General features: G+C 64.1%; 19 protein-coding genes and 1 pseudogene. 14 read left to right on the top strand and 6 right to left on the bottom strand.

The genetic code is table 11. The features are described from left to right. Positions 1-2: 2 nt before the first annotated feature. From CD932_RS21980 to tssF, 5 genes are read right to left on the bottom strand one after another with little or no spacing between them, the layout of a single operon-like run. Positions 3-1,862, bottom strand: a complete 1,860-nt coding sequence (locus CD932_RS21980) for a triacylglycerol lipase (protein ID WP_094444910.1) — start codon at positions 1,860-1,862, stop codon at positions 3-5. Beyond that, on the bottom strand, positions 1,859-4,450 hold the full coding sequence (locus CD932_RS21985) for a type VI secretion system Vgr family protein (protein WP_094444911.1): 2,592 nt from the start codon (positions 4,448-4,450) through the stop codon (positions 1,859-1,861). Before CD932_RS21985 ends, CD932_RS21980 begins: the two co-directional genes overlap by 4 nt. 11 nt (positions 4,451-4,461) lie before the next feature. Continuing rightward, complete coding sequence (locus tag CD932_RS21990; protein WP_094444912.1) at positions 4,462-4,716, bottom strand: PAAR domain-containing protein; 255 nt, start codon at positions 4,714-4,716, stop codon at positions 4,462-4,464. Continuing rightward, the gene (gene tssG, locus CD932_RS21995) at positions 4,713-5,732 is read right to left on the bottom strand and encodes a type VI secretion system baseplate subunit TssG (RefSeq protein WP_094444913.1); all 1,020 of its coding nucleotides are present in this window, start codon (positions 5,730-5,732) and stop codon (positions 4,713-4,715) included. Before tssG ends, CD932_RS21990 begins: the two co-directional genes overlap by 4 nt. Further along, positions 5,696-7,501 (bottom strand): type VI secretion system baseplate subunit TssF, encoded by a 1,806-nt coding sequence (gene tssF, locus CD932_RS22000; protein WP_094444914.1) that lies wholly within the window; start codon positions 7,499-7,501, stop codon positions 5,696-5,698. Before tssF ends, tssG begins: the two co-directional genes overlap by 37 nt. A 180-nt stretch (positions 7,502-7,681) precedes the next feature. Between tssF and tssK the strand changes: the two genes are divergently transcribed. The 12 genes from tssK to CD932_RS22060 all read left to right on the top strand — a co-directional run bounded on the left by tssK (position 7,682) and on the right by CD932_RS22060 (position 22,614). Next, entirely contained in the window at positions 7,682-9,028 is a 1,347-nt protein-coding gene (gene tssK, locus CD932_RS22005) for a type VI secretion system baseplate subunit TssK (RefSeq protein ID WP_094444915.1), read from the top strand. Between the two features lie 284 nt (positions 9,029-9,312). Next, positions 9,313-12,231 (top strand): ATP-binding protein, encoded by a 2,919-nt coding sequence (locus tag CD932_RS22010; RefSeq protein ID WP_176461088.1) that lies wholly within the window; start codon positions 9,313-9,315, stop codon positions 12,229-12,231. Continuing rightward, positions 12,228-14,429, top strand: coding sequence for a HAMP domain-containing sensor histidine kinase (locus CD932_RS22015; RefSeq protein ID WP_094444917.1), 2,202 nt, complete (start codon positions 12,228-12,230; stop codon positions 14,427-14,429). The genes CD932_RS22010 and CD932_RS22015 overlap by 4 nt, the downstream gene beginning before the upstream one ends. 170 nt (positions 14,430-14,599) lie before the next feature. After that, positions 14,600-16,804: a GGDEF domain-containing response regulator gene (locus tag CD932_RS22020; RefSeq protein ID WP_094444918.1), complete on the top strand. Its 2,205-nt coding sequence runs from the start codon at positions 14,600-14,602 to the stop codon at positions 16,802-16,804. Between the two features lie 129 nt (positions 16,805-16,933). Further along, positions 16,934-17,803, top strand: a complete 870-nt coding sequence (locus CD932_RS22025) for an urease accessory protein UreD (RefSeq protein ID WP_094444919.1) — start codon at positions 16,934-16,936, stop codon at positions 17,801-17,803. A 17-nt stretch (positions 17,804-17,820) separates the two neighbouring features. After that, entirely contained in the window at positions 17,821-18,123 is a 303-nt protein-coding gene (locus CD932_RS22030; RefSeq protein ID WP_094444920.1) for an urease subunit gamma, read from the top strand. Positions 18,124-18,152: 29 nt separating this feature from the next. Then, positions 18,153-18,482 (top strand): urease subunit beta, encoded by a 330-nt coding sequence (locus tag CD932_RS22035; RefSeq protein WP_094444921.1) that lies wholly within the window; start codon positions 18,153-18,155, stop codon positions 18,480-18,482. Position 18,483: 1 nt separating this feature from the next. After that, the gene (gene ureC / locus CD932_RS22040; RefSeq protein ID WP_094444922.1) at positions 18,484-20,184 is read left to right on the top strand and encodes an urease subunit alpha; all 1,701 of its coding nucleotides are present in this window, start codon (positions 18,484-18,486) and stop codon (positions 20,182-20,184) included. An 18-nt stretch (positions 20,185-20,202) separates the two neighbouring features. Further along, positions 20,203-20,715: an urease accessory protein UreE gene (gene ureE, locus CD932_RS22045; protein WP_094444923.1), complete on the top strand. Its 513-nt coding sequence runs from the start codon at positions 20,203-20,205 to the stop codon at positions 20,713-20,715. Further along, positions 20,715-21,395, top strand: coding sequence for an urease accessory protein UreF (locus CD932_RS22050; RefSeq protein WP_094444924.1), 681 nt, complete (start codon positions 20,715-20,717; stop codon positions 21,393-21,395). The genes ureE and CD932_RS22050 overlap by 1 nt, the downstream gene beginning before the upstream one ends. A gap of 29 nt (positions 21,396-21,424) precedes the next feature. After that, complete coding sequence (gene ureG, locus CD932_RS22055) at positions 21,425-22,057, top strand: urease accessory protein UreG (RefSeq protein ID WP_094444925.1); 633 nt, start codon at positions 21,425-21,427, stop codon at positions 22,055-22,057. Further along, complete coding sequence (locus CD932_RS22060) at positions 22,054-22,614, top strand: HupE/UreJ family protein (protein WP_217907343.1); 561 nt, start codon at positions 22,054-22,056, stop codon at positions 22,612-22,614. Before ureG ends, CD932_RS22060 begins: the two co-directional genes overlap by 4 nt. A gap of 4 nt (positions 22,615-22,618) precedes the next feature. On the opposite strand, the gene CD932_RS22065 is transcribed toward CD932_RS22060, so the two are convergent. Further along, positions 22,619-23,227 (bottom strand): 1-acyl-sn-glycerol-3-phosphate acyltransferase, encoded by a 609-nt coding sequence (locus CD932_RS22065; RefSeq protein WP_094444926.1) that lies wholly within the window; start codon positions 23,225-23,227, stop codon positions 22,619-22,621. 260 nt (positions 23,228-23,487) lie between these two features. Between CD932_RS22065 and CD932_RS22070 the strand changes: the two genes are divergently transcribed. Continuing rightward, entirely contained in the window at positions 23,488-24,837 is a 1,350-nt protein-coding gene (locus CD932_RS22070) for a sigma-54 dependent transcriptional regulator (RefSeq protein ID WP_094444927.1), read from the top strand. A gap of 377 nt (positions 24,838-25,214) precedes the next feature. Further along, positions 25,215-25,856, top strand: a pseudogene (locus CD932_RS29020) (hypothetical protein); the annotation flags it as partial.

Raw genomic sequence — 25,856 nt, forward strand, 5'->3', positions numbered from 1 at the left:
GATCAGGACCACTTTGCGGTTTTTGCGATTTGTATAATGGAATATAGCATTGAGGCAAGTACATTCGGATTCGAATAGCTATCTTGGTGCCCGTAATCAGTCCCTGCTTTCATCCCATGAACAAATAATTTTTCCTTTTTGAAACATTTTTCCAAATTGTTTGAGGGGACTGTATCGTCGCCAGCAGCGCTCGCTGGCATTAGGCTTAATCGCAATTTTCGAGGGCCGACTTGAACAACAAGCTGATTCTTGGCGTTGTCTTCCAATAACCTCCATTTTTCAGGGGAAGGTACATTGGCGTTTCCCTTAGGCTCTGGAAGCCCGCTGTTAAGTCCCTCGATAACTTTGAATACGACATTGCCATAACTTAAGCGTTGCGGTGATGCACCGTAGCTTGCATAAGTAAGGGAGTGAAAAGTATCTTTTATTGATTCCAAAAAATCAAACGCATTTTTGAGTCTTCGATTAACTCTGTTCATACCTCCACCATTTTTTTCTTCTGTATTTGCCGGATTTATCCAATCTGGATTTATCAACCTCCACCACGCATTAGGTGGCTGCAAATAAATGGCATCCAATGCCGTAGCACCCTCGCGCGGCCAGCTCCACAGTTCTTTGTCTTGCTGATCCACTACCCTGAGCCATTTTTCACCGTAGGCTACGCCGGGCATCATCTCCAGCGGCGCCGGGGCATTTGCCAGAATGGCAGTCGCATGAATGCCATTGATGCCAAGTACCTCTGCCTCGTATTCACCCGCAGTCGTGTCTTTTTCCTGAAAGCCGAAGCGCATGCGCTTGTATGCTCCCGCAGCGCCGATGGCTGGCATAACGCTGTGATAAACCCCAAGTATTGTCAGATCCTTGTCGTTGACTATTTTTCCATAGTCAGGATGTATCAAGGCACGCGCCAGCAGGCCACCCATGCTGTGCGTGACCAGAATGACCTCATGACATTGGAAACCCCGCTCGCGATAACCTTTGACCAGTCCTCTCAGGCGTTTGGCAATGGTCACGGCAGTAGCGCCATTGCTCTGCACAAAGTTGTAGCCCATCGCATGAACGGGATACCAGCATGCCGCGATTTTTTTCAAGTCATCTTCGGTTATCGGGTTGCCTGATACACCGCCAAACGTAGAAGGATCTTTCATCGCCGACGCACCCAAGCCGCTGGTCCCGCGCCAGACAGGATGCAGCTTTCCGCCTAATATCATGTTGTTCATGTGCTTTTCGGTGTGTTGCAGCATCGAGCCATAAGCACCATCAAACAGTACTTCGCTCCAGCCGCGCCATCGCGCCACGTGCGCTGGAGTTGCGAACGATTGCGGTTTTCCTTGTACAGGGCGGCTGCCGGGGTTGATTCTGTTCGAGCCCATCAGGGGCGGAATCGGGGTCAGACTGTCGGGAACATTTTGATGCCGTAAATCGGAAGCCATTGTTTCTGGTCCCTCCGCGTCAAATCGCCCATTGTTTTCTGTGTAATGGTAGTACTCGACTTCTGTTTCGTTGGGGTCAAATACCAACTGACGTTGTTGAGGCGTGGCCTCTCTGAACCATCCGCCCAAACCAGTTCCTGCGGCAACATCTGCCATTCCTCCCACCCCCATCAAGTCGTCCGGTCGCCATGATCGATTGTCCGGGCGCTCCAGTTTTTTCTGACGTGCCTTGGACATACGCAGATTACTACCCATTACTCCAGGCAGAAAAATAATTGGAATAACTTTACCTGGCGGCTTTGCGACTTCATGGCGAGCCGTATCGCTGGTCCTGGTCATCTGTACCGCATACTCAGCCCATCCACCCACGCCCTGTGTAAATTGCCTCGGATGATTGCCGCGCTTGTTCAGTTCATCGTTGTCACTCATGGCAGTTCTCCCTTGTATCGAATCACGTAGCTATCCATGCCAGTGGATTTTTGTAATGTCGTCGAGCCGTCGGCACCGCTTTTGCCTGACTGGTTGCCATCCTCGCGCAGGATCTCGAAATCGATGCCGACGGCTGGCGTATCGTCCGCTTTCATCAGCAACACTTCCTGATCAAAGCTGCTGCTTGGCCGCTCATTGAACTCCTGCGACACACTCTTCGGTGCAAGGGTTTCCAGATTGCCGTTGAATAGCACCGGCGATGAGGTAAAAAACTGCACCTTGTCGCTGATTTCCAGCATGTGGTTGGCGCCGTGCAAGCGGATGCCTTTCTTGCCTTTGATATTGACCCAGTCCGCTTCGCTGATGAGTGACAGCACTTTGCGGGCGATCACGTCGACTTCGTCGTTGTGGGCTTCGATGGCGATCTTGCCGGAGGCGGCGATCAGTTTCATGCCGGCCTTGTGGGCAAACAGGCGCAGGCTGTGGGCCACGCTGGCGAACAGGCTGTGGCCGCTGGCCAGCGCGATATCCTGGCCGCTGGTCAGCGCCACATGGTCGCTGGCGGCCAAGTGGATGGATGCCGCGCTGGACAATTCGATGCCGGCCGGGCTGGCCATGACCAGGTGCGGTTCGGCCAGTTCCGGGAAATTCTCTCCGCTGCCCTTGATGGCGGCGTTTTGCTGCTTGATGGCGTCGGCCACGGCGCCTTGCCCGCCGGCGCTGTCCTGGGCACCGGCGTCGACGGCCATGTCGGCCAGGGCTTTCTGAACTTCCCTGGCTTGCGCCAGCCGGGCCAGGGTGTCGTCGAGCTGCTTGACCGATGCGGCGCCGTTTGGCGTTTCGGTACTGATCAGCATGCCTTTGCCGGCGCGCAGCGCGCCCCAGGCGTTGGTTGCCAGCTCAAAGCCGCTGCCGCGCGCTTCCTTGCGGCCGGCATGGTCGTCGATGCGGGCGATATTGCCGAGTGACAGGCGGCTGTCCTGGTGGCTGCTGCGCAGCTGGGCCTGGATCGCTTGCCGCGTATCGTCGAGCACCAGGTGATTGGCGCTGGTGGCGCCGAGCTCGCGGCTGCGCAGGCCGGACAGGGCGCGTTGCTGCGGCAGTTGCCAGGGTGGTGGATTGGCGCCGTTGTACACCACGCCGGTCACGATGGGGTGGTCGATATTGCCGTTTTGGAATTGCACCACCACTTCCTGGCCCACGCGGGGCAGGGCGATCTGGCCCATTTGCGCGCCGGCCATCGGCATCATGACCCTGATCCATGGCGAGCTGCGCTCGTTGAATTGGCCCAGGTGGTCCCAGTGGAACTGCAGGCGGACGCGGCCCAGCGCGTCGGTGTGGATTTCTTCCCCCGCTGGCCCGACCACCAGCGCCGTCTGCACCCCCGCTACGATGCAAGGCACGCTGTTGTAGCCCGGACCCGGCCGCCAGCGCTGGTCCTTGCGCACGCAAACGAAGCGGTTCTCATAATGAGAGGGAGCATCCTTGCCGTTTTGATAGTTGTTGCTGGCGACATGCTCGACCGACACGATCAGATATTCGCGCGCCTTGACGTCGTCGCCACGCGGCTCGCCCCTTCGGTACTGCCTTTCCCGCCCGCTGAAATGGCCGGCCAGGGTAAAGCAGCGGCCCGCCTGCGCCTGGCGCTGGTTGCCGGCCGCCTCGAAATACTGGCGCAGGCGGTCGCTTTCCTCCATGCGGCGCCGGGCCAGCCGTTCGCCGTCATCGCTGTCCCGGTAGCCGTAGGCGCCCGTGTCCTGATACAGCTCATGGGCTGGCACGTCGCCCTGGCGGTTCAGGGAATGGCTGGTCGCGCGCTGCGGCTGCGGGTTTTTATAGTCGAAGCTGGCCACGGTCAGCAGGCCGGAGCCAAGCTGGCGCACGGCCTGCCATTGCTGGACGCCGTCGTCTTCCATGGAGCCGGACCCGGCATGGAAATGCATGGCCCCTTCGGATTGGCCATCGATCGGCTCGGCCAGGGTGCTGTTGTCCGCCAGCCAGAGCGTATGGCCGTCAAGGCGATGCTCATACCAGTAGTGCAAGCCCAGCGCCTCCCAGCGCCGGTGCAGATGGTTGTAGTCGGTTTCGTTATGCTGGTTGGCCACGGACAGTTGCGGATCGTCGCCTTGCAAACAGGTCTTCCAGTCGCGCTGCAGGTAGTGCGCAAACGTGGCTTCCGTCAACTGCATCACACTTTGACCATGGAACGAGACATTATCCTGGCGCAGCCTGGCAAACGCCAGCCACGGCTGCAATACCATGCGGTACCAGGCAAAGCCGCCTTCGGCGCGCAGCAGGCGAAATTCCCCCACGTAGCCGTTGAAATAACGCAAGCTGCCATCGTCGCGCACCATGCTGATGGTCGCCATGCATCCCATCATGGCCTTGAGGGCGACATGGGCGTCGTCGGACAGCAGCTCGACTTCAAAGCGAAAGTCGCGCGACAGCTCTTCCTTCGCTTGCATGGAATTGACCAGCAGCACGGTATCGGCGGGACCGTCGCCGTGCGGAAAGTCGAGGCGCAGCAAGCGCCGCTCCTGCGAGGCCGGTCCGAAAGCGGACAGTGCCGCCAATATGCTTGCGTTCATGGCGCGCTTCCCTATAAAGACGTGAACAGCTTTGCGCCACAGGCGGTCTTGTCGCCATCGTAGGCATAGGCCCGGCCCTGGTGCCTGGCGCCGGCGCCATCGGCTTGAATGGGAAAGCTGCCCTTGCATTTGGGGCAGACCGTCATGTCGCCGGCCAGCGCCGCCGTCACACCCATGACGGTGGTGCCAGACGATGCGCTGCTGACCGTGCCGCCATGATCGGTCTTGTCGCCCAGGCGTATCACGCCGCGTCCCTGGTGTTTCATATCGTCCTCGCCTCGCTCAGCAGATAGCGCACTTCGGCGCCTTGCACCTGGCCTTGCCTGGTTGGCAGGAAAGTGCTCCAGCCCAGCCGGCGCTGCCTTGCCGGATGGCTGTGCAGCACCAGTTTGGTGATGCAGGGCGCGCTTAATACCAGCCGTACTTCGAGTTGCAGGCCCGTCGCGCCAAACAGCGCCAGCATTTGCGCCAGAGCTTGTGCGCCGGCGCCGCGCGGCAGGAAGCGCTGCAAGTTCGCTTCGTCCACCGGCCCGATATGCAGGCGCACGCGGCGGTCGTGCCGCCATAGCCGCAAGCCGACGGTGGCGCCGCGGCCCAGCGTGAAATTGACGCTGCCGAGCCGGCTCAGGCGATTTTGCGGCAGGTAATCCCAGGCGCCGGCGAACTGCTCCAGCTCGATGGGAATGCGGCAATGGTCGGCCAGCACCTTGGCCATCGCATGCGCGCACGCGGGGCGGTTGCGCAGCAGGCCCGCATACCATGCCGCCGCCTGCTTGCCTGCCGGGGGTTGGCCACCCGGTGCCGGTATGCCAGCCAGCGCCAGCAGCATCGGCAGCTGCTCGTCTTTCGCTTCGACGTCAGCCTTGTGTTCCAGCCGGTATTTGCCGCAAGCCCGGTAAAACAGCGTCACCATGCGGTGCGAAAAAATGTCGAGGAAGGCTGTGGCGCCATCGTCCCCGGCGGCGGCCTGGCTGTTGGCGATGCCTTGCGTGTAGTGCAGGGGCAGGGCGCCGCTGCCGCCGAGCAGGCCGATAAAGGCCGGCGTGATGGCGATGCGGCCGTCTTCCTGCTGCGACAGGCGTTCGAGCTGGCTGGCCGGAAAACCCAGTGACAGGCTGTTTCGAAAGTGCAGCACCTCGTCCAGGGCTTGCTCGGACGGCACGCCTTGCTGGCGCAGCCAGCGCAAAAGCAGCCCTACCGCCTGCATGAACTGGTAGCGCCAGGGTTCGGCCATCAGATGCGCGATCACACCAGATATTGCATGCCGTTTCTCGGTTTGCATCGGATCAGCTCCTCTCCGCTTTGCAGCGACAGCACCACCAGTTCGACAAAGCTGTTGATTTGCACATACAGGCCCAGGAACTGGTCGATGACCCGTACAAACTGATGCAGGCTGGCGCCAACGAACGCTTCCTCGTCGAGCGTCAGCCGCACTTCGACGCCGTGCACCAGCGACGCGCCGCGCGGGTGGCGCAGCCAGGCGGTGGCCGGGCGCTGTTCCAGCGCCGCCATGCCCTTGATCTGGCGTTGCGAGGTGGGGCTTTGCGCCAGGTCGTACAGCACCAGCATTTCGCGCAGCGCCGGTAACCCTGCTTGCGTCAGCGCATGATGATTCAGCGCCAGGTGCGACACCAGGCGCCAGTGCATGCCGTGTCCGGGCGCGTAGCGGCGCGGTGCGCTGGGTCGGCGCAGCAGCCGCAGTAGCGCGCCGCCGCCGCAAGGCTGCAAGTCGCCTTGCGGCTGGCCGTGCCTGAGCGCCAACGGCAGGTCGCGGTTGCTGCAGGTGAGTGTCAGCGACAAGGTGGCTTTTTCCTGGAGCAGGGGATTGAAATCGCCATCGACCAGGCTGATGCTTTTTTCATGACCGGCGCCGGTGATCGCCAGTGCCGCATCGTCGCGCATGACCCAGTACGGCCCCGGCTGCGCCGCGCTTTCGCCGTGACGCAGGCTGTACAGCGGACGTACTTCGCTCACGCTGCTGTCTGCACCACGCTGGCGCAGCAAATGGACGGAGTCGATGCTCAGTATCTCGTAGCCCTGCGCGTGGGTGGCGTGCGCCAGCACGGGGTAGTCGGTTGTCTGCCGTGTCACCGTGATTGGCACGCCGGTTTGCGGGAACAGGTTGATCACGGGGCTGCAACCGGGCAGCAGGTTGGCGCTTGATAAGCTGGCCAGCATGCGCGCGCTGTCGCCGTCGGCCGGCATGCCCGTCAGCACCAGATGCAAGGTGCAGCTGCGGCTGCCGGCCGGCAACTGAACCTGTAAGGCCGCCAGGTCGATATCGAAGAAATTGAATTTTTCGGGATAGGCAAAATACTCGGACAAGATGCGGTAAGCGCTGTGCGAACGCGCGCCAAACGGCAGCAGGGCGTCGCTCTCGGCAAAACCGGCCGGCGCCAGCGGCGGCGCGGGCAAGGGCAGCCATTGCCCGTGCGCGTCTTCGACGAAGGCGCAGGCCGCATGCAGCAATAGCGCATCGTGCAGCGTGGCGGAAAATGACGGTTCGCCATCGATAAACAGGCGTAGCGCTGGTGGCGGCGCGCCGTGATGCGCGATGGTAATGCTGATCGCCGCACTGGCGCCCGCCGGCAGGCGCACGGCCGGCGGCGCCTTGATGCTGGTGTCGAAGGCAGCCGCCGTCAATGCCACCTCGCCGACCGCGATATCGTAGATGGTACTGAAACGGCAGCGCACGCCGTGCACCGGGGCCGAGTCCATCAGGGTGCCGGCCGGCAGGCGCAGCACAGACCCGTCCAGCGCGGCAGGCGGCAGGCGCACGATCGCGCAGGAGGGGAATGCTCGCAGATAGTGCGGAAACAGGGTCTCGAACAAGGCGTGCGTAAATTGCGGATAGTCGTCGTCAAGTCGCTTGGCAATGCGCGCCGCCAGCAAGGCCACCGACTCGATCAGATGCTCGACATGGGGGTCTTCGCAGGCTTCGCCCGACATGTGCAGCTTGCCGGCGATGCGTGGATAACGCTCGGCAAATTCGCGGCAATGGCGGCGCAGCACCACCAGTTCGCGTTCGAAATACGGCAGCAAGGTTTCCATGCCCGGGATGCGCCTGGAGGGCGCCGGTGTTGTCTGAAGTGGCCAGTATCGAAGTGTTTTCCCACAGGCAATTTGCGATTGCGCAAAATTCAGCAGCACTTGCTGCGCAACATCAATGACTTTCGTGCTGGCAACTTCAGACTGGCAACGTGACATTCAACCAGCACAGGGGAGAACAGCGTGACATTGCCGTCAAAATTATTGTGGTCGGAAGGGCTGGCCATCGGCCCGCAGCAGTTCCAGCAGCTGGACCGTTATCATGAAGCGCGCCTGCAGCGGCTGGTGTCCTTGATCAACCCGCACCTGTGGGGCGTGCGCGCCCTCAGCTGGAATGCCGATGCGCTGGCCAACAACAGCTTGCGCGCCGACATCCTGTCGCTGGTGTTCCAGGACGGCGAGATCTATGAAGCGCCGCTCGGCGATGCCTTGCCCAGCCCGGTCGACCTGTCGCGGCTGCCGTCCGACGAACACAGTTTTACGTTTTATGCGGCGCTGCCCGCCATGAAAGCCCATGGCGGCAATCTGGCATCAGGTGCGCGATATCAACAGGCCGATATCGATACGCCCGATTTGTACAGCGAAGCGGTCAGCGTGCCGGTCGCCTATCTGAAAAGCAGAGTCTGTTTGCTGTCGCACCGCGAACCGCTGCAGGACTACCTGGCCATTCCGCTGGTGCGCCTGCGCCGCGGCGGGCGTGGCGGCTTCGAGATCGATGCCTCGTACCTGCCGCCGTGCCTGGCCATCAATGCGGACGCGGCATTGCAAAAGATGCTCGATGCACTGATCGAGCGCCTGGGTGCAAAAATAGCCTCGCTGTACAAGCGTCATCGGCAGCCGGGCCACCATGCAGTGGAGTTTCACGGTGGCGACATGTCCTCGTTCTGGATGCTCAATAACCTCAGCACGGCGATTGCCACCCTCAGCCATTGCGCCAGCCATGGCCGCCACCATCCGGAGCAGTTGTTCGGCCAGCTGACCGCGCTGGCCGGCGGCCTGATGACGTTTTCCAGGAAGTATGCGCTGGCCGACTTGCCACGCTACCAGCACGACGATCCTGCGCCCGGCTTTGGCAAGCTGGACTTCATCATCCGCGACCTGGTCGACACCGTGCTGCAGTCGCGCTATTTTCCCATCGCGCTGGAGCTCGATCCGCAGAGAAGCACCCACTATCACGGCACGCTCGATGCGGCCCAGGTCAACCTGCAGACCACCTTGTGCCTGGCCGTCAATGCCGATTTGCCGGCACTGGAGCTGGTGGCCGTGGTGCCGCTGCAACTGAAGATTTCGTCGCCAGAGCAGATCGACGTACTGGTGGCCAGGGCCTTGCCAGGCGCCGGGCTGCGTCATATGGCGCAGGTGCCGGCCGAAGTGCCGGTACGGCCCCATACTTATTATTTTTCCATCGAGAACAAAGGCGCCATCCATGAAGCGATGATCAAGGCGCAGGCGATCACCATCTATGTGCCGTCGGGGATCAGGGGATTGCAGCTGGAACTGTTTGGCATCAGTGCTGCCAGTCCCGGGTAGGCAATGCCTTGAATGATTCTTTAAGCAATGGACTTGCCCCCATTGTTGACGTTATCATGTTTTTGCAAGTGTGGATCAAGCAAGACGGCACAGGATGACAGACGAAAGCAGGCATGGACATGGGCGTTGCAGGCGATGCGCCGCGTGGGCGGATGCCTGGCGGTGGAAAGACATGGGCGGCGCTGCGGCGCTGCGGCCGCGCATGGCTGTTCCTGCTGGCATGTGCCGCTTGCGCTCATGCCTCCGCCGTTTCCGCGCCCTCCGTCAGCCTCGCCGGCAAGCGCGTGCTGTTTCTCAATTCTTATGATTATGGCCGCGCCGGCGTCGAATCGTACACGCGCACGTACACACGGGCCATGATGGATGGCGGCCTGGCCAGCGAAGACGTGGTGGTGGAGTTTCTGAACCTGAACACCTTGAGCGAACCGGTGCTGCGCGCCAAGCTGCGTGAGTTGTTGCTATTAAGATACAGTCAGGGCTCGGGCCATCAGGTCGATCTGATCGTGACCATGCAGCAGCCGGCGCTCGACTATCTGCTGGGCGAACTGGCGCCGCTGGCGCACGCCGTGCCCGTGCTGGCCATCAACAGCGCGGGCGAGGCGCTGCCGGCCGGCTCGCCCGCCGCGATCTGGCAGCAGCAGGCCAATGTCGACTTTGCCGGCACCCTGGCGCAGGCGATGGCGCTGTTTCCGCAGACGCGCGAGATCGTGATGGCGGTCGGCGCCAGTGCCCCCGACCAGGCGCTCAAGCGGCGCATGCAGCAGGCGGCGCTGGCCTGGCAGGGCAAGGTGGCGATGCGCTACCTGGACGGCCTGACCCTGGCGCAGATGCGCGAGACGGTGGCGCACCTGCCGCCCGACGCACTGCTGGTGACGGGCAATGTCAACTGCGACGTGGCCGGCAATATCGCCACGCCGGTGCAGTTTGCCGCGCAACTGGCGCAACTGGCCAGTGTGCCGGCCTTTGGCATGTATAACACCAATGTGGGGCGGGGCATCCTCGGCGGTTCCATCCTCGATATTGAAAATGCGTCGCTGCAGGTGGCGCGTCTGTCGCTCGATCTGCTGGCCGGCCGGGCGCCGGGCGCGCCGGGATTATTGATACCGGCGGTCCGGCCGGTGCCGATGTATGACTGGCAGCAGGTCCTGCGCTGGGACGCCGATATCGGCCGCCTGCCGTCGCAAGCCGTGTTCCTGAACCGTCCGCCCAATGTGTGGCAGGAACACCGCGCCGTCGTGCTGGTGGTCGGCGGCGTGTTCCTGATGATGGCGTGTTTGCTGAGCGCCTTGCTGCTGCAACAGCGCCGCCTGCGGCGCGCGGAAAGCGAGGCGCGCGAAAGCGAGCAGCGTTTCCGCATCCTGGTCGAGCATGCGCCCGAAGCCATTCTTGTCTACGATGTGGATCTTGACCGTTTTGTCGACGCCAACAGCAGCGCGCAGCAAATGCTGGGCATGTCGCGCGCGACCTTGCTGGCCTGCGGGCCGTTCGACCTGTACAGCCGCGAGCAGCCGGACGGCCTGCCGCTGGCGCTGATGGTGGAAGAACATTTGCGTGTGGTGATGCTGGGCGAGACCATCCACGTGGAGCGCAATATCCGGCACGCCGACGGCAGCGTGTTTCCATGCGAAGTGCGGATGGTGCGGCTGCCGATGGACGGGCGGCGCCTGGTGCGCGGCGGTATCGTCGACATCAGCGCGCGCAAGCGCAGCGAGCAGGAGTTGCTGGGCTACCGCGACCATCTGGAAGACCTGGTGCAGCAGCGCACGGCCGCGTTGTCGGTGGCCGTGACCGAGGCGCAATCGGCCAACCGCGCGAAAAGCGTTTTTCTCGCCAACATGAGCCATGAGTTGCGCACGCCCCTGAACTCCGTGATCGGCTTTTCGCAGATGATGGCCGACTCAAAAAGCATGTTCGAGGAGGAAAAACATAACCTGGCCATCATCAACCGCGCCGGCCACCATTTGCTGACCCTGATCAACGATATCCTGGAATTGTCGAAGATCGAAGCGGGCCGCATGCAGTTGCAGACCGGGCCGGTCGACCTGAACGGCCTGCTCGACGAGGTGCTGGAGATGGTGCGCATGCGCGCGCGCGCGCAGGGCATCGCCCTGTGCGTGGAACGCGCCAACGTGCCGCCGCTGGTGCGGCTCGATGGCGCCAAGCTGCGCCAGGTGCTGCTCAACCTGTTGTCGAACGCGCTGAAATTCATCGAACGCGGCAGCGTGACCTTGTCGCTCGATTGCCGGATTGCCGGCGACGTAGAGGTGCTGCTGGCGTTTGCCGTGCGCGATACGGGCACCGGCATCGCCGAAGCCGACCTCGAACGCATCTTTGAACCCTTCGTGCAGGCCGACAGCGCCGCCGCGCAGGCCGGCACCGGCCTGGGCCTGAGCATTTCGCGCGAATTCGTGCGGCTGATGCAGGGGCAGTTGCAGGTCGAGTCACGCCTGGGCGAGGGTTCGGTGTTCCATTTTTCGCTGCGCGCGCCGGTGGTGGCTGCGGTCGCCGCCTTGCCCATGCTGCCGGGGCGCGTATGCTGCCTGCCGCCGGCCCAGCGCGGGCGAAAGCTGCTGCTGGTGGACGACGATGGCAATTGCCGCAAGCTGCTCGCCAGCCTGCTGGCGCCGCTCGGCTTCCTGCTGCAGGAAGCGGCCGGCGGCGCGCAGGCGCAAGCGATGCTCGCCGCGCAACGCTTTGACCTGGTGCTGACCGACTGGCGCATGCCCGACATGGACGGCCTGGCGCTCACGCGGTCGCTGCGCGCGCGGATGGACCTGCCGCAGCCGCGCCTGGCGATCATGACGGCATCGGCATTTGAAGAGGAAAAGCAGGAAGCACTGGCGGCCGGCGCCGACGCCTTTTTGCGCAAGCCGATCGAACAGGATCACCTGTTCGCCATGCTCGAGCAGCAGTTGGGACTGCGCTTCCTGCGCGAGGAAGCGTGCGCCGCGCCGGTGGTGGTGGAAAGCGGCGCGCCGCCGGCGCTGACGCCCTGCGAGCGGGCGCTGCTGGCCCCAGGCGAACGCGCCGCCCTGCTTGAAGCCGTCAGCGCGCTCGACCTGCGGCGCAGCGCCATCGTGCTGGCCGGCCTGGCCACGCGCCTGCCGCAGCTCGCTGCGCGCCTCGGCGTCATGCTCGAGCATCACCAGTACCGGCAATTGTGCCAGTGGCTGGCGCAGGATGTCGATGAAGGCCAGGCATGAGCGACGAACAAACCAGGGGCAAGGTCAAGCAGGGCCGCCTCGACCGCGTGTCCATCGTGCTGGCCGTCAGCATGGCGCTGACCTTTGTCGTCACCTTGCTGCTGCTGGTGTTCGCCGTGCTGTTCTACCAGTCCGAGCGCGCGCAGCGCTGGCAGCAGCTGCACCGCACGGTGTCTGTCAGCGCCGACCAGCTGGCCGTGGCGGTCGAACTGCCGCTGTGGAACCTCGATGAAAAGCAGATGCAGGCCATCATGCGCAGCATGCTCGGCAACCGCGAACTGCATGCCATCGCGCTTACGCCGGCGATCGGCAAGGACACCATCATTTTGCGCCGCGGCATTGGCGGCGCCATCGACAGCCTGCAACTCGAACCGGACGACCCCTCCTTGCTGGCCGAACGGCGCATGGTGACCCAGGACGGGCAGATCATCGGCGCTGTTGCCGTCTACGCCGAGCCGTCGGTGCTGCATGCGCAATTGCGCCAGCGCGCGCTGGCCACCGGCGCCATCATCGTCGGACTCGACGTGATCCTGGTGGCCAGCATCTGGCTGTTGATGTGGTGGCTGATGCTGCGCCCCCTGACGGCCATCGGCCAGTATGCGGCAGCGGTGCGCGCCGGCCAGCCGGTGGCGGCCGGCATGCCGCCCAAGACCTGGTTTCTGGGCGAGCTGCGCACCCTTTACCGCTCGATCCGCGACATGGTGGCGCTGCTCGACAGCCGCTACCGCGCCTTGCAGCGCAGCGAGGAGCGCGTGCAGATGGCCACTGGCGCGGCCAGCATCGGCATCTGGGACTGGAACGTGGCGGGCGCCGAACTGGAGTGGGACGACCAGATGTACACCCAGTTCAAGGCCGATCCTGCGGCGGGCCTGCCGCCGTCCATGATCTGGCGCGCCTCGCTGCTGGCGCAGGATATCGAACCGACCAAGCAGGCGCTGCGCGCCGCGCTCAGGCAAGGCAGCGCCTTCAAGCATGAATACCGCATCCTGTGGCCCGACCAGTCGATCCGCTACATCAAGGTCGATGCGGTGCTGTTTCGCGACGGCGACGGCAAGCCGCTGCGCCTGGTCGGCTCGAACTACGACATCACGGCGCACCGCGAGGCCGAACTGGAGCTGCTGCGTCACCGCCACCACCTGGAAGAACTGGTGGCCGAGCGCACCGGCGCGCTGTCGGTGGCGGTGAACCAGGCGCAGGCGGCCAACCGCGCCAAGAGCGTGTTCCTGGCCAATATGAGCCATGAACTGCGCACGCCCTTGAATTCGGTGATCGGCTTTTCGCGCCTGATGGCCGATTCGCCCCACATGCATGCCGATGAAAAGCGCAACCTGGCCATCATCCACCGCTCGGGCAAGCACTTGCTTACCCTGATCAACGAGATCCTTGAATTGTCAAAGGGCGAGGCGGGCAAGCTGTCGGCGCAGTGCGAAGTGGTGGCGCTCGCGCCGCTGCTGCAGGAAGTGATGGACATGCTCGAAATGCGCGCCGAGCCGCAAGGTCTGCTGCTGCACCTCGATTGCGCCGGCCTGCCGCTGGCGGCGCACCTGGACGGCACGCGCTTGCGCCAGGTGTTGCTGAACCTGATGTCGAACGCCGTCAAGTTCGCCGGGCGCGGCACGGTGACGTTGCAGGCGCGCGGTGTGCGCCTGGGCGATGCGCACGATGGCGAGGCGTGGCGGCTCGAGTTTGCGGTCAGCGATACCGGCGCCGGCATCGCCCTGACGGATCAGCAGCGCATTTTCGAGCCCTTCGTGCAAGCCGACAGCGATGGCCCCAAGGATGGCACGGGCCTGGGCCTGGCGATTTCGCGCGAATTCGTCCGCCTGATGAAAGGCGCGCTGACGGTGGAGTCGACGCCGGGGCAGGGCGCGACCTTCCGCTTTGCGATTCCCGCGCGCGGCGCCGATTTGCCGCTGGCCTCGCCGGCCTTGCCGGCGCCACCGGCTGCGGAGGTGGTGACAACGCCGCCTGCACGGACGCTGAGCGTACAAGACCTGGCCGTGCTGACGCCGGGCGAGCGCGCGGCGCTGCTGGCGGCGCTGCGCGAACTGAACCTGACACGCGTGGCGTTGCTGCTGGCTGCGCTGGCACCGGCCGCGCAGCCGCTGGTGGCGCCGCTGCAAGCGATGCTGGAACAGCACCACTACCTGCCCCTGTGCGCGCTGCTGGAACAGGGCGCGGCACCGTTGCCGGCGTGATTGTGGACTGACAACATCGGACTGGCAGAAAAAAATCGCGAAAAGCAGGCTGTGGAGTGGTGCTAATTTGCAATGAAGCTTATGATGATGGAGGTAGTTCACCGCAAAACGAGTCTTTTCCGGCGCGCAAGCTACCGCTACGCCTCATCCAGAGTTGAGAGAACTGCTACATGTATCGCGATTTTCCGGAAGTCAATACAAAGGGCGAAGTGCTGATCGTCGAGGATACCCCGGCCTCGCTCAAGCTGTTGAGCGACCTGCTCGGCGGCGCCGGCTATGCCGTGCGCCAGGCACCCAATGGCGAACTGGCCCTGTGGACGGCGCAAGCGCGTCCGCCCGACCTGATCCTGCTCGACGTGCGCATGCCGGGCCTCGACGGCTTCGAAGTCTGCCGCCGCCTCAAGGCCATGCCCGAGCTGTGCCAGGTGCCGGTGATTTTCCTGTCGGCCCAGCACGATACCGACGACAAGGTGCGCGGCTTTGCGCTCGGCGCGGTCGACTTCATCGCCAAGCCGTTCCAGGCCGAAGAGATCCTGGCCCGCACCGACGCCCATGTACGCCTGCGCCACGCCCAGCTGCAACTGGCGCAGGAGCGCGTTACCCTGGAGCGGCGCGTCACCGAGCGCACGGCCGAACTGGAACAGGTGGCCAGCACGCTGGCGCGCGAAGTGCAGATCCGTCGCGCCAACGAAGACCTGCTGCGCCTGTCCGGCCAGGTGTTCGAAGCGACCCAGGACGCCATCCTGATCACCGACCCGCAAGGCATCATCGTCACTTCCAACCCCGCTTTCACGCGCATTACCGGCTTTACGGCGCAGGACGTGCGCGGCATGGACATCATGCGCCTGCACGCCGGCGAGGCGGACGACGCGGCGTGCGCCGCGATGCACCAGGGCCTGCGCAGCAGCGGCTGCTGGTCGGGCGAGGTACAGACGCGGCGCAAGAGCGGCGACACCTATCCCAGCCACCTGAGCGCGACCACCGTGCATGGCCCGGACGGCGCCGTCATCAATTACATCGGCGTGTTCCTCGACATCAGCGAGCGCAAGGCCGAACAGCACCTGATCGACTTCCTGTCCTGGCACGACGCGTTGACGGGCCTGCCCAACCGCGCGCTGGTGCGCGAGCGCTTCGAACAGCAGCGCCTGGCCGTCATCCGCGACGGCCAGCAGATGGTGCTGATGTGCCTGGACCTGGACCGCTTCAAGAACATCAACGACTCGCATGGCCAGGCCGTCGGCGACAAGGCGCTGCAGGTGGTGGCGCGCTTTTTGACGGGTTGCGTGCGCGAAGGCGAGACGGTGGCGCGCCAGGGCGGCGATGAATTCCAGATCCTGCTGCAGGACGACGCGCTGCTGGGCCGCACCATGGCGCTGGCGCAGGCCATCCTGACCGGCCTGCGCGAGGAACTGAACGTGGGCGGCGATCGCCTGGTGTTGACCACCAGCATCGGCATTGCCATGTGCCCGGCCGACGGCGACACCTTCGACGACCTGTTGCGCCATGCCGATACGGCCCTGGTGCGGGCCAAGGAAATGGGGCGCGACCACTATGCGTTTTTCACCGAACGCATGGGCAGCGATATCCGTGCCCGCCTGGCGATGCAGCAGCAGCTGCGCGGCGCCGTCGGGCGCGGTGAATTCGAGGTCCATTACCAGCCGCAGATGTGCTTGCGCAGCGGCGCCATGCTGGGCGCCGAAGCGCTGCTGCGCTGGAACAATCCGGTGCTGGGCAAGGTGCCGCCCAACCTGTTCATCGCGCTGGCCGAGGAATATGGCCTGATCACGGCGATCGGCGAATGGGTGCTCGACACCGTCTGCGCGCAGATCCGTGCCTGGCAGGCTGCGGGCCTGGGCAGCATCAAGGTGGCCGTCAACCTGTCGGGCAAGCAGTTCGCGCAGGACCGCACCGTCCCATTCGTCGAGGCCACCTTGCGCAAATACGGCCTGGACCCCGCCTGCTTGGGCATTGAAATCACCGAAAGCACGGTGATGGGCGACCCGGACAAGGCGGTCGCCGCGCTCACCAGCCTGAAGGATATCGGCGTGAGCATCTCGCTCGACGACTTCGGCACCGGCTATTCCAGCCTGGGCTATTTGAAACGCTTTCCCATCGACGTGCTGAAGATCGACAAGTCGTTTGTCGACGACGTCACCACCAGCAGCAGCGACGCGGCCATTGCCCTGTCGGTGATCTCGCTGGCGCACAACCTGCACATGCGCGTGATCGCCGAGGGCGTGGAAACGCTTGCACAGGTCGACTTCCTGACCGAGCACGGCTGCGATGAAATGCAGGGCTACTACTTCAGCCGGCCGCTGGCGGCCGAGGCCTTCACGGTGCTGCTGCGCGAACAAGGTCCGCTCTGCCCCATCTGATTGCACCATGATGGTGCGACTGCCACACGGCGGTGCACCATTCTCACTATCCTTCTTCCCCTGCCGCCCCCGGCATTGGCATGCATCGTGCTTTGGTAGTGCTTATTTGCCAGCGCACACGCCACTGCCATGCCCGACTGCACCACCGCCATCCTGCCGCCAGTTGCCGAACCCTCCCACGGACCGTGGCAGGCGCACCTGACGCTGGGCTTCGCCCTGCATGGCGACGTCAGCCGGCTGGTCGAACGCCGCCACAGCGGCCCGCTGCGCGTGCAAAAACCCTTGTATCCGGAAGGCGGCGCGGTCTGCCACGCCATCATCGTGCATCCGCCGGGCGGGGTGGTGGGCGGCGACCAGCTGGCCGTCGACGCCACCGTGGGCGATGGCGCGCAGGCCTTGCTGACGTCGCCGGGCGCGGCCAAGTGGTACCGCGCCAACGGCCATGTCTCGGGCCAGCACATCGTGCTGCGTGCCGGCGCCGGCGCGGCCATCGAATGGCTGCCGCAGGAGAGCATTTTTTTCGACCAGGCTTGCGTGCGGCTGCGCCATGAGGTGGAGCTGGCGTCTGACGCCAGTTATATCGGCCTCGATATCGTTTGCCTGGGCCGCAGTGCGTCGGGCGAAACGTTCAACACGGGCAGCATCGGCCAGCACACGCAAGTGCGCCGCGGCGGCAAGCTGCTGTGGTGGGAGCAGGGCGTGCTGGCGGCCGGCGGGCCGCTGATGCAAGGCGCGCTGGGCATGGCCGGCCATACCGTGTGCGCCACCTTGCTGGCGGTCGGGCCGGTGCTGCCGGCGCCGCTGCTGGCGGCCCTGCGCGCGCTGGCCGTGCCCGAGGGAGCGCAGTTTGGCGCCACGCAGATGAAATCGGTGCTGGTGGTGCGATTGCTGTGCGGCGACAGCGAAGCGGCGCGCCGCGTGATGCTGCTGGCCTGGCAGTTGCTGCGGCCGGCCTTGCTGGGACGCGCGGCGGTGATTCCCCGCATCTGGAATACCTGAACCTACAAAGGACAACCATGGATTTGACACCACGCGAAAAAGACAAGCTGCTTATTTTTACCGCCTCGCTGCTGGCCGAGCGGCGCCTGGCGCGCGGCCTGAAACTCAATTATCCGGAAGCGGTGGCGCTGATCAGCGCGGCCATCATGGAAGGCGCGCGCGACGGCAAGTCGGTGGCGCAACTGATGTCGGACGGCGCGCGCATCCTCACGCGCGACGACGTGATGGACGGCATCGCCGAAATGATCCCCGATATTCAGGTCGAGGCGACGTTCCCCGATGGCAGCAAGCTCGTGACCGTGCATAACCCGATACCGTAGTCACCCCAGCATTTTTACAGGAGCCGGACATGATCCCAGGCGAATACAGATTGGAAGAAGGCGAAATCAGTATCAACGCGGGCCGTACCACGGCCACCGTGGTGGTGGCCAATCGCGGCGACCGGCCGATACAGGTCGGCTCGCATTTTCATTTTTTCGAAGTCAACCCGGCGCTGGCGTTCGAGCGCTGGCGCGCCTATGGCATGCGCCTCAATATCGCCGCCGGCACCGCCGTGCGCTTCGAGCCGGGCCAGCAGCGCACGGTGGAGCTGGTGGCGCTGGCGGGCGAGCGCAAGGTCTTCGGCTTCAACGGCGAAGTCATGGGCGAATTGAAAGATACTCCACCCGGAAAGGATTGAGATGGCCAGTATTCCCCGCAGCGCCTATGCCGAAATGTTCGGCCCGACCACGGGCGACCGCATCCGCCTGGCCGACACCGAATTGTTCATCGAGGTCGAACACGATTACGCCATCTATGGCGAAGAAGTGAAATTCGGCGGCGGCAAGGTGATCCGCGACGGCATGGGCCAGTCTCAGCGCAATGCGGCCGACGTGATGGACACCGTGATTACCAACGCCGTCATTGTCGATCACTGGGGCATCGTGAAGGCCGACATCGGCCTGAAAAACGGCCTGATTTTCGGCATTGGCAAGGCGGGCAACCCCGACATCCAGCCCGGCGTCACGCTGGCCATCGGCGGCGCCACCGAGATCATCGCCGGTGAAGGCATGATCGTCACCGCCGGCGGCGTCGACACCCACATTCACTTCATCTGCCCGCAGCAGATCGAGGAAGCCTTGATGAGCGGCGTGACCACCATGCTCGGCGGCGGCACCGGGCCGGCCGTCGGCACGGCCGCCACCACCTGCACGCCGGGGCCGTGGCATCTGCACTCGATGCTGGCGGCGGCCGATGCGTTCCCGATGAACCTGGGTTTCATGGGAAAAGGCAATGTGAGCCTGCCGACGCCGCTCGAAGAGCAGGTGCGCGCCGGCGCCATCGGCCTCAAATTGCACGAAGACTGGGGCAGCACCCCGGCCGCCATCGACAACTGCCTGTCGGTGGCCGAGCGCATGGATATCCAGGTGGCACTGCACAGCGATACCCTCAACGAAGGAGGGTTTTTGGAACACACCCTGGCCGCCTTCAAGGACCGCACCATCCATACCTTTCATACGGAAGGGGCGGGTGGCGGCCATGCGCCGGACATCATCGCCGCCGTCGGCCAATCGAATGTGCTGCCCTCGTCGACCAATCCGACGCGCCCGTTTACCGTCAACACGCTCGACGAGCACCTGGACATGCTGATGGTGTGCCACCACCTCGATCCGGCGATCGCCGAGGACGTGGCGTTTGCCGAGTCGCGCATCCGCCGCGAGACCATCGCCGCCGAAGATATCCTGCACGACCTGGGGGCCATTTCCATGATGTCGTCCGACTCGCAGGCCATGGGCCGCGTCGGCGAAGTGATCATGCGCACCTGGCAGACCGCGCACAAAATGAAGGTGCAGCGCGGCTCGCTGTCGCCAGACGGCGCACGCAACGACAATTTCCGCGTCAAGCGCTATATCGCCAAGTACACCATCAACCCTGCCATCACGCACGGTATTGCACATGTGGTGGGTTCGCTGGAGCCGGGCAAGATCGCCGATATCGTTCTGTGGAAGCCGGCCTTTTTCGGCGTCAAGCCGTCGATGATCTTGAAGGGCGGCATGATCGCCGCAGCGCAGATGGGCGACCCGAACGCCTCGATTCCGACGCCGCAGCCGGTGCACTACCGGATGATGTTCGGCGCCTTTGGCGGCGGCCTGAAAAAGTCGTTTACGTTTGTCTCGCAGGCGGCCTACGACCTCGATATCGGCCATCAGTTAAAGCTCAACAAATCGCTGATCGCCGTGAAAAACATGCGCGGCCTGCGCAAGCGCGACATGATCCATAACAGCGCCACGCCGCACATGGAAGTCGATCCCGAGACCTACGCCGTGCGCGCCGACGGCCAGCTGCTGGTATGCGAAGCGGCGAGCGTGCTGCCGATGGCGCAGCGCTATTTTCTGTTTTAGGACTCATTGGAAATGACCATGCTCACATTGCATACCAAACTGGCGGCCGACGATGGCCGTCCCGTGATCGGCCAGCTGGTGCTGCCGTATGATCAGCGTGAAAAATGCCGGCTGCGCGCCACCTTGTCGACCGGCGAGGAAGCGGCGGTGTTTACCGTGCGCGGCACGGTGCTGCGCGACGGCGAGCTGATGACGGGGCCCGATGGCCGCGTGGTGCAAATCGTCGCCGCGCGCGAACCGACCTACCTGGTGCGCTGCGAAAACGCCCACGCCTTGCTGCGCTGCGCTTTCCACCTCGGCAACCGCCACACGCAGGCGCAGGTGGGCGACGGCTTCCTGCGCATCCGCAAGGATGCGGTATTGAAGGAAATGCTCGAAGGCCTGCAGGCGACCGTGACGGAAGAAAACGCGCCGTTCGAGCCGGAATCGGGCGCTTACGGCGGCGGCCATGGCCACCACGAGCACGGCCAGCATCTGCTCGCGCCCGTGCCGCTGCGCCAGAAAATTCACCGTCCCGGCGACGCCGCCTGATGCAGGCGTCGGCATTGCTGCACTTGCTGCAGTTCGCCAGCCCGGCCCTGCCGATCGGCGCCTACAGCTATTCGCAGGGGCTGGAAGCGGCACTCGAGAGCGGCATCGTGCGCGACGCGGCCACCGCCCGCCACTGGATCGCCGAACACCTCGCTGGCGTGGTGGCGCGCTGGGAAGCGCCCCTGTGCTGGCGCCTGATGCAGGCGTTCGAACAGCAGGACTTTGACAGCGTGCGGCTGTGGAGCGAGCGCTTTGTCGCTTCGCGCGATACGTTTGAATTTCGCGCAGAGACCATCCAGATGGGCTTTTCGCTGACCAGGCTGCTGGCCGAGCTGGGCGTGGCCGACGGCGCGCTGATCGCCATGTTGCAAAGCGAACCCGAAGTGGCGTTGCCGACGGCCTATGCCTGCGCGGTGGCGGCGCTGCGGATTCCACGCCAGGAAGCCTTGCTGGCGATGCTGTTCGCCTGGGCTGAAAACCAGGTGCTGGTGTGCGTCAAATCGGTGCCGCTGGGGCAGGTGGCTGGCCAGCGCCTGCTGCTGTCGCTGCGCCCCGAACTGGAGGCGGCGGCCGTCACCGCGCAGAGCCTGCAAGACGACGAGATGGGCAACTGGACGCCGGGCCTGTCGCTGCTGTCGATGCGGCACGAAGTGCAGTACAGCCGGCTGTACCGTTCCTGAACCATGAGAGAACAACCAAGAGGCAATATATGACAACGATAACTTCCAATCCGCTGCGCGTCGGCATCGGCGGGCCGGTCGGCTCGGGCAAGACGGCCTTGTGCGAAATGCTGTGCAAGGGCATGCGCGACCGCTATGACATGGCCGTCATCACCAATGACATCTACACCAAGGAGGACATGGAGATTTTGCTGCGCGCCGACGCCTTGCCGGCCGAGCGCCTGATGGGCGTGGAGACGGGCGGCTGTCCGCACACGGCGATCCGCGAAGATGCCTCCATCAACCTCGAAGCGATCGCCCGCATGCAGGCCGATTTTCCGAACCTGGACCTGATCCTGGTCGAATCGGGCGGCGACAACCTGGCCGCCACCTTCAGCCCGGAATTGTCGGACCTGACGATCTATGTGATCGACGTGGCCGGCGGCGAAAAGATTCCGCGCAAGGGCGGCCCCGGCATCACGCGCTCGGACTTGCTCATCATCAACAAGACCGACCTGGCGCCGCATGTGGGCGCGGACCTGGACGTGATGGCGCGCGACGCCAAACAGCAGCGCGGCAGCCGCCCGTTCATCTTTACCAACCTGCGCAGCGGCGACGGCGTGCAGGCCGTGATTGATTTTATCCGCGAGCAAGGTTTGCTCGATCAACAGGAGATGCAATGACTATCTTTTCCCTGAAACACACGGCCGTGCTGGCCAGCTTGTCCTTGCTGGCGCTGCCTGCCATGGCTCACCCCGGCCACGGCGAGGCAGTGGGTTTCCTGGCCGGCCTGGCCCATCCGTTTACCGGGCTCGACCATTTGCTGGCAATGCTGGGTGTGGGCGCCTGGGGCGGCCAGCAGCGCTTGTCCCTGACGCAGCCGGCAACGTTTCTCGGCATGATGCTGCTGGGCGCACTGGCCGGCATGGCCGGGCTCGGCATTCCCGGGCTGGAGATGGGCATTGCCGCCACCGTCGCGCTGACCGGCATGGCCATTGCGCTGGCACTGGCGCTGCCGAACTGGCTGGGCATCGGTCTGGTCGGTTTGTTCGCGCTGGCGCATGGCAATGCCCATGGACACGAATTGCCGGCGGCGTCGGCCACCTTCGGCTTCATGCTGGCCTCCGGCATCTTGCTGATGAGCGGGCGTTTTATCGGCCAGGTGATGGCCGAACGCGTCGTGCGCGTGGCGGGCGCGGCCATGACGGCGGCCGGCCTGGTGCTGATGGGAATGAACTAAAGGGTTAACCAGGGCGTTTTTCCGACAGGACAATCGGCGCGGCATTTTCAGGATGCAAGCCCTGGTGCCCGGCATACACGGCGGCAATCGCCGCCATGTCGGCGTACTTGTTGCCCGTCAGATATAAATGGTCGACCACGCCCAGCACCTTGCTCGGGTAGTCGATATACACCAGCACCAGCGGCACCTTGGCCGCCAGCGCCAGGTGATAAAAGCCGCTGCGCCAGTTCGGGCGGTAGCTGCGCGTCGCTTCGGGCGTGATCGCCAGCCAGTACCAGTTTGCGGCCAGCATGCGCTCGGCCTGGCGGTCTATGGTGCCGCTGGTGGTGCTGCGGTCGACCGGCTCGCCGCCCAGGTAGCGCATCAGTTTGCCGATGGGGCCACGGAACAGCGAGTCTTTGGCCAGCCAGCGAAACGGCAGGTCGAGCGCCCATTTGCCGAACAGGCCGATCGGGAAATCCCAGTTCGAGGTATGCGGATAGACCACCACGATGCCGCGCGGGCCGGGCAGCGGCCGAAAGCGCAGGCGCCAGCCGAACAGGTTCAACACGCGCAAGGCGCTGCGGCGGCGCCAGGTGGGCAAATCGTGCGGCTGTACAAAGTGGTCTTGCATCGCTGTCCTCGTCTGGTGTGGTCTGTGTGTTTGCCGGCGGCCGGCCGCACTCACAGTTTCTACACAGCAAAAAACCGCGCAGGCATTCTATCCGCCTCAGCCGTCCCCGACAAGCAAAGCGGGCTCTGCCTTTGACCTGGCAGACGCCGCTGCCATCGCTTGCCCTGCGCCTGTGGTTTTTTTGTGCCCAAGTGCAGGTATCGCGGCACCAAATGCGCTGGCTGCTGTCTTACCAAATTGACAGGTAAAACGGAGGCCGAATGTCGATAAAACAGGTGTTGTGCATTGATCTGGGCGGCCATGGTTTTTTACGCGAGGCCGGAGCGCGCGAACTGGGCGCGGCATGGCAGGGGTGGCAGGTGTATCCCGTCAAGACACTGGCGGCGGCCGCGCGCGCCTTGCGCAGCCAGCCGTTTGCCGTTGGCGTGCTGATGTCCTCACTCGATGGCCTGGACGAAATTGACCGTTTCCTGCAGCAGCACTGGGCCACGCACTGGATCGGCGTGTTTCCGCCGCGCATATTGCAAAGCGCCGCCTGCCGCCGCCTGGTGCGCGATCATTGCTATGACTATCACACCTTGCCGATCGATACCGTGCGCCTCCAGCACACCCTGGGCCATGCCCATGGCTGGGCTTCGCTGCGCGACCAGGCCGAGCTTGCTTCAACTGAAGCGATCGAGGCCGACATGGGCCTGAAAGGGCACGGCGTGGCCGTCGAGCGCCTGCGGCGCCAGATCCGCAAGGTAGCCGGCGCCAGCGCGCCCGTGCTGATCTGGGGCGAGTCCGGCAGCGGCAAGGAACTGACGGCGCAAGCCATCCATGCGCACTCGCCACGCGCGGCCGGCCCCTTCGTGCCGATCAATTGCGGTGCGATTCCGGCCGGCCTGGCGCAGTCGGAACTGTTCGGCCACGAACGCGGCGCATTTACGGGCGCGGCGCGCGACAAGCGCGGGCTGATCGAATCGGCCGCCGGCGGCACCGTGTTTCTCGACGAAATAGGCGACTTGCCGCTGGCCTTGCAAACCAATCTGCTGCGCTTCTTGCAGGAAAAAACCATCCACCGTGTCGGCGCCTCGCACAGCATTGCCGTCGACGCGCGCGTGATTGCCGCCTCGCATGTAAATCTGCTGCATGCGGTACAGCAGGGCAGTTTCCGCGAAGACTTGTATTACCGCCTCAATGTGCTCGCGCTCGATGTGCCGCCGCTGCGCGAGCGCAAGGAAGACGTGCTGTCGCTGGCCAATCATTTCTTTGCCACCTACCTGACGGAACGCTCGCCACTGGTCAAGGGCTTCAGCAGCGCCGCCGCGCAAGCCATGCTGGAACACGGTTGGCCGGGCAATGTCCGCGAGCTGATCAACCGGGTGCGGCGCGCCATGGTGATGGCCGAGGGCCGATTGATCGTGCCGCAGGATCTGGGCCTGGCCGCCAGTGGCCCTGCCGCCACCGGCAACGCGCCCCTGGGCGGCCTGCGCCTGCGCGCCGACCGCGACGCGGTACAGGCCAGCCTGGCCAGGTGCGGCCGCAATATCAGCCAGGCCGCGCGCGAACTGGGCGTGTCGCGCATGACCTTGTACCGGCTGATCAAGAAACTCAATATCAAGTGCTGAGGTGGCGCGATGACCTTGCCGCGGGCAGTGTCCTGCGCCGGCGGCACTGTCACATCCGGGCGCCAACGTCACATTATTGAGTCAGCCGTAGCGCATCAGGATGCGATGGCAAGCCCTTGATTGGAAAGGGAATATGCGCCGACGGTGGCAACTGCGCCGCTTGCCGGGTGTCTCGCTGGGGTGACAGTTATGCCACGACGCGCGGGTACAGCAGCCTCGCCGCCTGGCGGCGCGTGCCCTGGACCCAAAAATATCATTGCAAATCAATGGCTTGTCATTAAGTCATTGTCCTGGCACCAAGCTTGCATTTGCACCCTGAGCCTGACCGTGATAGTCCGGCGCCGGCATTCTGATCAACTTCTAGACAGGGAACTGCAATGAAAAAAACTCTCCTCGCGGCAGCGATAGCGCTCGCTTTCGGCTTCAGCGCCCATGCGCAAGAAAAAGGCACGACGGTTGCCAACGACACCTTTGGCTATAACACGCAGACAGCAAACAGTTCGTCGAGCCAATCGGGCGCAGGGCCTGCAGCGTACGACAATTCGTCGGCCTCGCAAGACAATTCGGCCCAGAACAACAGTACCGGCGAAGCGGCGGCCAACGCCATGGGCGCTTCGGCGGCCAACAATGGCGCGACCAGCAGCGCCAGTTTCATGAACGCTTTCAATAACTCGACGGCCACGGCCTCCAGCACGCTCGACGGTTCCGTGTCGGGCAACACCGTCAGTTCGATCGGCAACTACGCCACCAATAACGGTTCGGTCAATGGCGGCGCAGGCTATGGCGGTGTCGGCGCTACCGGACAGGGCGGCACGGCGTACGGCACCGGCGGCACGGGCGGCACGGCGACGGGCGCCGCTGGCGCCGCTGGCGCCGTGGGCGGCGTTGCCACCAATGGCAGCGCCAGCGTTGGCGACGCATCGGTTGGCGCCAGCAACGGCGGCGCCGGTGGCGCCGGCGGCTATGCCCGGGGCGCGAACAGCGGCCCGGCTGGTGCCGGTGGCGCGGGCGGCGCCGGT

Source organism: Janthinobacterium sp. PC23-8, from assembly GCF_002250505.1.
GTDB lineage: Bacteria > Pseudomonadota > Gammaproteobacteria > Burkholderiales > Burkholderiaceae_D > Janthinobacterium.

Bases quoted from the DNA above. Each gene is read 5' to 3' on its own strand.
- CD932_RS22020 (WP_094444918.1), top strand. From the start codon at position 14,600: ATGTATCGCGATTTTCCGGAAGTCAATACAAAGGGCGAAGTGCTGATC.
- CD932_RS22035 (WP_094444921.1), top strand. From the start codon at position 18,153: ATGATCCCAGGCGAATACAGATTGGAAGAAGGCGAAATCAGTATCAAC.
- tssG (WP_094444913.1), bottom strand. From the start codon at position 5,732: ATGCAAACCGAGAAACGGCATGCAATATCTGGTGTGATCGCGCATCTG.
- CD932_RS21985 (WP_094444911.1), bottom strand. From the start codon at position 4,450: ATGAACGCAAGCATATTGGCGGCACTGTCCGCTTTCGGACCGGCCTCG.
- CD932_RS21980 (WP_094444910.1), bottom strand. From the start codon at position 1,862: ATGAGTGACAACGATGAACTGAACAAGCGCGGCAATCATCCGAGGCAA.
- CD932_RS22015 (WP_094444917.1), top strand. From the start codon at position 12,228: ATGAGCGACGAACAAACCAGGGGCAAGGTCAAGCAGGGCCGCCTCGAC.
- CD932_RS21990 (WP_094444912.1), bottom strand. From the start codon at position 4,716: ATGAAACACCAGGGACGCGGCGTGATACGCCTGGGCGACAAGACCGAT.
- CD932_RS22060 (WP_217907343.1), top strand. From the start codon at position 22,054: ATGACTATCTTTTCCCTGAAACACACGGCCGTGCTGGCCAGCTTGTCC.
- CD932_RS22050 (WP_094444924.1), top strand. From the start codon at position 20,715: ATGCAGGCGTCGGCATTGCTGCACTTGCTGCAGTTCGCCAGCCCGGCC.
- CD932_RS22070 (WP_094444927.1), top strand. From the start codon at position 23,488: ATGTCGATAAAACAGGTGTTGTGCATTGATCTGGGCGGCCATGGTTTT.
- CD932_RS22030 (WP_094444920.1), top strand. From the start codon at position 17,821: ATGGATTTGACACCACGCGAAAAAGACAAGCTGCTTATTTTTACCGCC.
- ureG (WP_094444925.1), top strand. From the start codon at position 21,425: ATGACAACGATAACTTCCAATCCGCTGCGCGTCGGCATCGGCGGGCCG.
- ureC (WP_094444922.1), top strand. From the start codon at position 18,484: ATGGCCAGTATTCCCCGCAGCGCCTATGCCGAAATGTTCGGCCCGACC.
- CD932_RS22065 (WP_094444926.1), bottom strand. From the start codon at position 23,227: ATGCAAGACCACTTTGTACAGCCGCACGATTTGCCCACCTGGCGCCGC.
- CD932_RS22025 (WP_094444919.1), top strand. From the start codon at position 16,934: ATGCCCGACTGCACCACCGCCATCCTGCCGCCAGTTGCCGAACCCTCC.
- tssF (WP_094444914.1), bottom strand. From the start codon at position 7,501: ATGGAAACCTTGCTGCCGTATTTCGAACGCGAACTGGTGGTGCTGCGC.
- ureE (WP_094444923.1), top strand. From the start codon at position 20,203: ATGCTCACATTGCATACCAAACTGGCGGCCGACGATGGCCGTCCCGTG.